The sequence below is a fragment of the Desulforhopalus glucosivorans genome (assembly GCF_054397165.1).
Genome location: NZ_AP044854.1, coordinates 2,460,690 through 2,470,000, shown reverse-complemented (window position 1 = coordinate 2,470,000; position 9,311 = coordinate 2,460,690). Strand labels below are relative to the sequence as shown.

6 protein-coding genes are annotated in these 9,311 nt (G+C 42.1%); 4 read left to right on the top strand and 2 right to left on the bottom strand.

Going from position 1 to position 9,311, the window contains the following annotated elements; genetic code table 11:
* Window positions 1-5 precede the first annotated feature (5 nt).
* Genes selA through ACX6CI_RS10675 form a run of 4 tightly spaced genes read left to right on the top strand, consistent with a single transcriptional unit; the run spans window position 6 to window position 5,407 of the window.
* Entirely contained in the window at window positions 6-1,424 is a 1,419-nt protein-coding gene (selA, locus tag ACX6CI_RS10690) for an L-seryl-tRNA(Sec) selenium transferase (RefSeq protein WP_458778146.1), read from the top strand.
* Window positions 1,417-3,588: a tetratricopeptide repeat protein gene (locus tag ACX6CI_RS10685; RefSeq protein WP_458778145.1), complete on the top strand. Its 2,172-nt coding sequence runs from the start codon at window positions 1,417-1,419 to the stop codon at window positions 3,586-3,588. The genes selA and ACX6CI_RS10685 overlap by 8 nt, the downstream gene beginning before the upstream one ends.
* A 9-nt stretch (window positions 3,589-3,597) precedes the next feature.
* Complete coding sequence (locus ACX6CI_RS10680) at window positions 3,598-4,278, top strand: LOG family protein (protein WP_458778144.1); 681 nt, start codon at window positions 3,598-3,600, stop codon at window positions 4,276-4,278.
* Window positions 4,279-4,324: 46 nt separating this feature from the next.
* A complete protein-coding gene (locus ACX6CI_RS10675; RefSeq protein WP_458778143.1) occupies window positions 4,325-5,407 on the top strand; it encodes a type IV pilus twitching motility protein PilT in 1,083 nt (360 codons plus the stop codon).
* Between the two features lie 77 nt (window positions 5,408-5,484).
* Here the strand turns inward: ACX6CI_RS10675 and ACX6CI_RS10670 are convergent, their stop codons facing one another.
* Both ACX6CI_RS10670 and ACX6CI_RS10665 read right to left on the bottom strand, forming a co-directional pair.
* Window positions 5,485-8,010 (bottom strand): DNA internalization-related competence protein ComEC/Rec2, encoded by a 2,526-nt coding sequence (locus tag ACX6CI_RS10670; RefSeq protein WP_458778142.1) that lies wholly within the window; start codon window positions 8,008-8,010, stop codon window positions 5,485-5,487.
* Complete coding sequence (locus ACX6CI_RS10665) at window positions 8,007-9,281, bottom strand: 3-deoxy-D-manno-octulosonic acid transferase (protein WP_458778141.1); 1,275 nt, start codon at window positions 9,279-9,281, stop codon at window positions 8,007-8,009. Before ACX6CI_RS10665 ends, ACX6CI_RS10670 begins: the two co-directional genes overlap by 4 nt.
* Window positions 9,282-9,311: the final 30 nt, after the last annotated feature.

Sequence of the window (9,311 nt, the reverse complement as noted above, 5' to 3'; positions counted from 1 at the left end):
ATAATATGCAAATGGACTCCAAATCGCTCGCCCTACGAGCTATACCTAAGGTAGATGAATGTATTGCGCACCTACTAAGTATTGATGATAAGCTGGCTCCACTCTCAATCATCAAATCTTCTGTGCAATATGTTATTGAAACTGAGAGGCAGAAAATCTTACATTCTTCTGCTCCTGCCACCCTTAAAGAAGAAGATTGGTACAAACTGTTTATACTTGAAATTGAAAAGAGGATGACCCCCCACCTTAAGCGCATCTTTAATGGTACAGGTGTCGTTATTCATACCAACCTAGGGCGCTCTATATTATCAGAGAAGACCACAGACCAACTTGTCCAGGCAGGAGGCTTCTACTCAAATCTTGAGTTTAATCTTGAAACAGGCCAAAGGGGAAGTCGGTATAGTCTTGTTGAAGACATTATCTGCGATCTTACAGGTGCAGAGGCGGCGATTGTTGTAAATAATAATGCTGCTGCTGTGCTTATATCGCTTGATACTCTTGCAAAAGGGAAAGAAGCTATCGTCTCAAGAGGGCAGCTTGTTGAGATTGGAGGTTCCTTTCGTATTCCTGACGTCATGGAAAAGAGTGGGGCGACCCTTGTCGAGGTTGGAGCAACAAACAGAACACATCTTCGAGATTATGAAGGAGCTATTACCGAAGAAACCTCCATGCTGTTGAGAGTCCACACATCAAATTTTCGTATCATCGGTTTCACATCTGAGGTATCGCCAGATGAAATGGTTGGTCTTGCAAAAGAAAAAGGCCTGGTTACCATGGAGGATCTTGGCAGCGGTAGTTTAATAGACTTTTCACAGTTTGGTTTTCCAAAAGAGCCTACAGTGCAAGAGATTGTAAAAGCTGGCGTTGATGTTGTAACCTTTAGCGGAGATAAACTCCTAGGTGGTCCTCAGGCTGGAATCATCGTCGGTAATAAAGATATTATTGATAAGATAAAAAAGAATCCCCTTAACCGTGCTCTTCGTATCGATAAGTTTACATTGGCATCCCTTGAGAGTGTACTCCGGGAATACTACGATATTAATAACGCACTTCAAGAGGTTCCTACTCTCAGGATGCTCACCACGCCACCTGGAGTTATAAAAAAACGAGCTCAGTTACTTAAGCGTAAAATAAAAAATACACTAACGAATGTATGTGATGTTGAACTTATTCCAACAGTCTCAAGAGTTGGAGGTGGTGCGCTGCCAGAACATAACATAGAGAGTTCCGCTATCCGGTTAAAACCGTGTTCTATGAAGTTGGTCGATTTTGAAAGAGGTTTACGCCAACTTGTTACTCCTGTCATCGGTCGTATTGAAAATGATTGCCTGCTTCTTGATATGAGAACAATTCAGGATAGAGAGGTCGCTCAGCTTGCTGTGTTATTGCTACAATTTTTTGAAGGTGAGGTTATACGTGATTGAGAAGTATCCTATCTCCATAGGTAACAGAGAGTTACTTGTGGATGACTATACTGTTTTTTCTTCAAGTTTTGCTGAAATATTGATTCGTCATATACCGACAGTAAAGAGTATTCACTTTTTCGCTGATGTTGAACAATTTTTGGCAAGTGACGAATCGTTTAGTACTGATCAGCAGTTAGCCGATAGTTTTGAACGACTTCAGCAAGGTGGCATTTCTTACCTTATATATAAAGGGTATATACTGCTTGGTTTACCAGTGGTTGATGGGCTGGTGGTCGCAGTTCTCACTGGTGCAGATTTTATGGTTCTGCAAAAGGCAAGTAAGGATTGGATCATTGAAAGGATTGATCTTGCTGAACGGGAATTTCACTTATTAAAACAAGCCAGAGTAGATACTCAAACCGGTCTGTTGAATACGGCGAACCTATATTCGCTGTTAGATTTTCAAAGTTCTGCCAATAATCTCCTCGTTGCTTTGGTTGAACTGCCTCCTGTTTCCACTGGCTTTAGACACTGTATAAAATATACACATCAGTGTGTGACGTTATTGAAGGGGTTTGTGCGAGGTGGATCAATACTTCACTACCTTGGGCACAACACCTATGCACTGGTGCTGCGGCAGGGCGAAGATAAAAAGAATTCGACCCTGGAATCAAACCTCGTTGCTTACCTCAAAAAAGCAGGTTGTCATCGTGTTCATGTTGGTTCCAGTGTAACTCTTCAAGATGGAATTCCCCGTTCTGGAAGTTTTGATGGTACCTCTCTTTTGGATGAGGCGTATACAGCCTTGCACAGAGCCTCACGGAGGGGGCCATTTAGTTTTTGTGAGTACCAGCATATCGCCTATCCGGAGAATCAGACACTTGCAGTACCGAACTCGGCAGTTGTGCGAAAAATCGGCAGGTGGTGTTCGTCCCTTGACTCCTTTTCACTCGTGTTGTTTCAAGGGGATAATCAGGCCAGTTCCGCTTCTCAATGTATCTCACCATTAGTAGTGGATCATAAAACCATTACAGTTGGGGACAACCTTTATGTGTTGTACTTTTCTGGTGATGCGAGAGAGATACAAGAGAGTGTTGACCTCATTTTAGATGAAGTTAAAGATGAATCCAATGGCGTTCATATCTCTGCTGGCATAACGTGTTACCCCTATGCCAATATTAGAAAATCAGAAGCCCCGTTTTGCTGCAAGAAAGCTTTGTTGCATGCGGCATTTTTTGGCCCATCAAGTTCTGCCGTTTTTGATCATGTAACACTTAATATAAGCGGAGACGTCTATTTTGGTGATGGTGATTTTACACTTGCCATAAAAGAATATAAGCGGGGGATTAGCTGCTTTGCAGGTGATGTTAACCTTTATAATAGTCTCGGTGTCACCCTTGCGATGATGAATCGAACCAAGCAGGCTAACGATAGCTTTAAAGAGGCGCTGGTACTTGATCAGGAAAACTTCATGGCTCTTTATAATCTTGGCTTATCAAAGCAAGGTCTTGGCTTAAATAATAAGGCTGTTGAGTACCTCAGTCGAGCCTATGATGCCAGTCATGCCGAAGATGTTGATCCCTATTTATTAAAAGATTTAACACTGCAGTTGGGAATTCTCTCTTGTGAAACAGGACATTATGATGCGGCCCTTAAATATATAGAGAGTTGGATTGCAGGAGAAGGTGAGACTGTTGAGGCTGGTCGTCTTTATTACTATCAGGGGTTGAGTTACTTTAAGTGTGGCAATACCAAAGAGGCAATCAGGGTTCTTGAGAGAGCACTACGATTTGACGGGTTTGATGACAGATCCCTTAATTTACTTGGAAGGCTATACCTGGAAGAAAGAGAAGGTGAAGATATTGCCGTAACCTATTGTCAAAAGAGTGTCGAGTTAGACCCGGATAATGCGGAATACAAGTTGTATCTTGCTGAAATATATGTATCAATAGGTCGGTATGCCGAATCTCGGGAATTACTGGGACATTGTTTGAGACGAAAAGCGTTGCAGCCATATGCCCAGCTTTTAATGGGAGAAGGTTATTTAAACGAGTCGCAGTGTAAACGGGCTGCAAGCTGGTTTAATAAAGTCATGCAACAGAACAAGCTTGATACCCAAATAGAAAAGAGAGCAAAGCAGGGCTTAAGGTCGTGTGATTCTATATTAAGAAAAGAGAAATAAGAGGAATGAATGAAAAATGACAATGGTCGGATAATTAAAGAGCCTAAATATTGCCTTGATAACTCAGTGGTAGGTGATTCATGGAGAATGTTCCGCATAATGGCTGAATTTACTGAAGGCTTTGATGGCATGTCGGCAATTGATGTCCCGGCTGTTACTATCTACGGCTCTGCAAGAACTCCGCAAGACCATGAATATTATCTTTTGGCAGAAAAAATTGCAGCAGGGCTCGTCAATGAAGGCTTCGGCGTTATAACTGGTGGTGGGCCTGGTATCATGGAGGCCGCCAATAAAGGGGCATTCAATGCTGGCGGTATTTCCGTTGGCTTAAATATAAACCTGCCCCATGAGCAAGACCTGAATCCTTATGCCAATTTTTCTTTGGATTTTAAGTATTTCTTTGTTAGAAAAGTAATGTTGATGAAATACTCATCGGGGTTTGTTTGTATGCCTGGTGGCTTTGGTTCTATGGATGAACTCTTTGAGTCACTTACTCTGATTCAGACTGAAAGAATCAAACCTTTTCCCATCGTTCTTGTAGGAAGTCAATTTTGGGGTGGACTTGTTGATTGGATTCAAGATAAAATGATTGGAAGTGGGAATATTAGTCCAGAAGATATCTCACTATTTAAGGTACTTGATGATCCAGAAGAAGTAGTTCAATATTTAAAAGAGAATTCCGGCCAGTAGATTTTTTGTAAAGGTCGTAATTCTTTTAATAATACTAAGGTAAGATATGGCTCAAATAGATGGCTTTTTTAAGTTGATGAATGACGAAGGAGCATCCGATTTACATATGGTTGCAGGGCAGCAACCACTTCTGCGTATTCGTGGGGATATGGAGAGAGTCAAGTTCAAGAAGATGGAGAATGACGAACTACGCGCCATGCTCTACGAGATTTGCCCCGAAGAAAAAATCAAAGTTTTTGAAGAGACAGGAGATATCGATTTTGGTTACGAAATCCCCGGTCTTGCCAGGTATCGTTGTAACTTTTTTCAACAAAAGTATGGTGTCGGTGCCGTTTTTCGTGAAATTCCAAGTGAGATCATGACTGTTGATCAGTTGGGGTTACCGCCTGTTATTTCTCGTTTGGCCCATCTGCCAAAGGGATTGGTTTTGGTTACAGGACCAACGGGTTCTGGTAAGTCAACGACCCTTGCTGCCATTGTTGATGAGTGTAATAAGGCACGTAAGGACCATATCCTAACCATTGAAGATCCGATAGAATTTGTTCACAAGAGTCAAAAGTGTATCGTGAATCACCGTGAGGTTCATACCCACACTGAAAGTTTTTCAGCGGCACTCCGTGGAGCATTGCGTGAGGATCCGGATATCATCCTCGTAGGTGAGTTACGTGACCTTGAGACAATCTCCCTTGCCATGGAAGCTGCTATGACAGGTCACCTTGTCTTTGGAACCCTGCATACTATTAACGCCATGAAGACGGTGGATCGTATCATAGAAATTTTCCCTGCCAACCAGCAGGGACAGGTGCGGTCAACCTTAGCGGATGCTCTGAAAGCTGTTGTCTCCCAAACTCTTTTTAAACGGGTAGATGTGAAGGGCAGGTGTGCGGCACTGGAAATCCTGATTGCGACACCAGCGGTACGAAACTTGATCAGAGATGCAAAAACATTTCAGATTTTATCCACCATGCAGACTGGTAAAAAGTACGGCATGCAGACCCTGGATGATGCTATTCAGTTCCTCCTCGACAAGAAGATGATTGGAGCAGATGATGCGTACTCAAATGCAGTTGAGAAGGCTAAGTTTGTTAAGTATTTGAAAAAAGCTCCATCTGATTTTACTGAAGTGTAAATTGTAATGCAGTACAAGGTTGATGCCGGAATGAAATTACTATTTCATTCCGGTTTTTTTTTTGTTGTGAGAGGTCGTCATTGAATATCCTCCATTCTAAAAGGGTAGAGAGGATTATTCTGATATTTCTTGGTTTTTTGTGATTTTATTTGGTTTGCGGCCAGGCTGATTTCAATCGTTCCGTCAATTGAGGTGTTGAATATCGTTATACCTTTTTCTCTACATTGTTTGATAAAACTGTTGTGCGGGAAGTAGCCCTTACTGGACGCACCAGCAGACACTATTGCATATTGTGGTGATATTTGTGTAAGAAACTCCGTGGAGTTTGATGTTGCCGATCCATGATGCGCACTAAGCATAATATCAGCTGATAAATCATAATTCTGTTCAATGAGATAGTGTTCCATGGATGAGTTGATGTCTCCAGGAAGGAGAAAACACGTATCCATAGCACACCCCTTGAGGATCAGTCCGCTGTTGGCAGAGCTGGCAGATCGAGTCTTTTTGACGTTTGATTTTCCAAGATTAGCAAGACATTGTAGTTGTATAGCACCTTCATGAATTATATCTCCTGACTGAGGGACAATAACCTTAGCTCTATTCTCCTGCGCTAATGCTAATACATCTCTGTAGGCTTTATCATGCCCCTCAACATCGCGAACCCAGATTGCTTTCGGATTAAACTTTTCAATAATATAGCTCATCCCGTTGTAATGGTCTGCGTCGGGATGGGTAATAATTATAGTATCAACATGTTGAATGCCCTTATGCCATAGATAAGGGGCAATGACTGTTTCGCCAACTGTTCTACTTGAAAAAGAAGACCCTCCACCGTCTATGAGGATTGTTTTGTCACCATCTTCAATGATTGTAGCACTACCCTGTCCAACATCTAAAAATGATATCTGAGGTGTTGTTTTTCTTCCCAGTGACCATGGTACAAACATTAATAGGGTCATGCATGTGATGATAGAACCAGTCAGTATTATGGCCTTTGAGGATCGTAATAGTAGACCGCTGGCACAACTACAGAGAACAGCTATGTAGACAAGAGTCAGAGGAAGAGGAGGATCGGCCAGGTAAACAAATGTTAGAGGGATGTCTGCTAAGATTTCAGCAATATATAGTGCTGAACTGATACCATACGAGCCAAATTGTAAAAGTAGATCTGCTATTGGTGGATATATCCATATAAATGGTAGGGCGAGGATCCCAAAAGGGAGGCACCAGAGACAAATAAGCGGTTCCAGAATGAGGTTTGCAAAAGGACCGATTGTTGAAATTCTGTTAAATGTTGAAACAGTGATTGGAGCAGTAACAATTGTTGCCACAAGGGAAACAAGAAACGCTGAGAATATATACAGGTAGAATTTTTGTTGCGGTAAACGTTGTTGTTCTTGTTGGATCGTGCTTGTAAGTATGCGCTGCAGGTGCGGAAATATAAAGAGGATACCCATTGTGGCCGTAAATGAAAGTTGGAAGGAAACGGTAAAAATTTGTTGGGGTTCAAATAGTACAATGAGAAGGGCTGCAGCAGCCACAAGGTGCGCTGGAGATTTTTTGCGATCTGAACAAAGAGCCAGTATTACAATTGTACTCATAATAACAGCCCGGGTGACTGGGCTGTTCATACCCGCCAGGAGTGCATAACTAAGTAGTAAAGGGATTGTAAGAATGGCGACTACTTTTTTAATTTGAAATCGGAGTAGTAGCGTTTCCGATCTACTCAGTATGAAATAGAATGCTATGTAAAGAAGTGTTGCAATTACAGCAATATGTAGCCCCGATACAGCAAGTATGTGAAAGGTGCCTGTGGCCTTGAAAAGTTCTAAATGCTTAGAAGTGACCCGGCTTCGATCTCCAAGCAATAGTGCACGGTAAAGTGATGCAAATTCATGGGGTAACGTTTTGTCCAGATAAGAACCAATTCGTGTCCGTGATCGTTCAGCAACATACTTCAATCTAAACGGAGAGAAATCGATATTTGAAAGTTTTTGAATAAAGAGGGGAGAGCCAATAAAACCTGTGATCCAGATATCTTTTTGAGCTAGATACCTTTCATAGTCAAATACTCCCGGGGTATAAAAACTTCGAGGCCGTTTTACGCTTGCTCGTATGGCCAGGTAATCGCCCGGTAAGATATCCGCGGGCCATCGACCATGATATGACAGTCTCACCATACCCTGGGCAGGTGTGTGGAATGTATCTTTTTTTTCACGTATGGAATCGAGGTTGACAACAGCTCTACTCATTTTCCCATCGTAGGTTACCATCTCATGGAGGTGCCCCGTAAGAACAACCTCTGATTTTTTCTCAATGAGATTGTAGATATGGTGCAAAGTATGGGGCGGTTGTATATGGGCGTTGCCGTGAAGATAACCACCAAACAAGGAGCATACAGCTAATAGAAATACTGTTGTGGCTCCTTTACCTTGTAGATATAGAATGGCAACTAAGGAAAAAAGAAACGTTGCCAGGATAGGGGAGAAGGGTTCAATAGAAAAATGTGGACTAAGTATCGGAACAGACCATATCCCTGTTATACAACAAACCGTTAGCAGGGGAAGGAAATAGTGTAAGAGATATGAGCCTGGTGTTTTCAAAGTAATGTCTGTATGAGGTCGATATGTTTTCTAATTACACCTCTATGGTTGTTGACGAATGCTTTCGCAGCAGCCCCGTTAGTTTCTCGGTGTTCAATATTGTTTACATAGTCTCTCAGTGCGAGGCCAAGTTCAATTGTATTTCTCACTGTCTTGCCGCCGCCACAGGTAATAAGAGATTCGGCTATTTCACTGAAATCCTCCATATGGGGGCCAAAAAGAACAGGAACTCCCATTGATGCAGGCTCAATGGGATTATGTCCTCCCTTTGCCACTAGACTTCCGCCAACAAATGCTATTTGGCAGATGCTGTAATAGGCTGCAAGCTCACCAATGGTGTTCAGGATTAATATATCAATTTCTCCAGCGTCAGGTTCCGTTTTAAGTGCAACCGATAAACCTTGTTTAATAGCAAAATCTTTTATTTCACCTGCACGTTTGATATTACGTGGGGCAATGATGAGAAATAGTTCAGGGTATTCATGTCGAGTTTCGAGATAACTTGATATGAGGAGTTCCTCTTCTCCAGGATGCGTGGAGCCACAGATAAAAACGGTTCGCTTACTCGGCAAATGCTTTTGGAACAATGTTTTTTGAAAGATGAACTCTGGGGTGTCGAACTTGAGATTTCCCAGTGTGAGTATATTAGCAGCCGGAATGCCAAGGGATTCCATCTTGGATTTGTCTCCAGCAGTTTGCATACAAAGTGCTGAGAAGCTTTTAAACATCGGCCCAAAAAAGAATGGCATGCGCTTATATCCGGTTATGGATTTTTCTGAGACTCTGCCATTTACGAGTATCGTAGGAACGTTTTTCTGTTTGAGAAGTAGTAGATTGTTAGGCCAAAAGTCGGTTTCAACGAGAATAAAAAAATCTGGACAAATCATTAAATGAAAATAGTGGACAACTGGCAGGATGTCCAGAGGGCCATCCAGAACTACATCAACTAATGTTTTTAAGCGTGTGTCAGCGACATGTTTACCACTTTTAGTGGTGACAGAAAATATTATTTTGCAGTGAGGATAGTGAGTTTTAAGCCCACGAATTAATGGTTCGGCGGAGGTTGTTTCCCCAACAGAGAGAGCGTGTATCCAGAAGGTAACAGGGGCGTCAGTCGCGAGGTTTTTCTGGCGTAGTTTAGCTTTGAGCCCAAAACCAAGGCGGGCTGGAATTCTGTCTCTATACTTTGAGCTACAGAGCACAAAGATAAGAATAAAAGGGCAAAAAACGACTAGGAAGAGTAGCTGCAGCATATTATAGAGAATAAACATAGTACGTCCAATCAGTTGTTAGTACCTTAC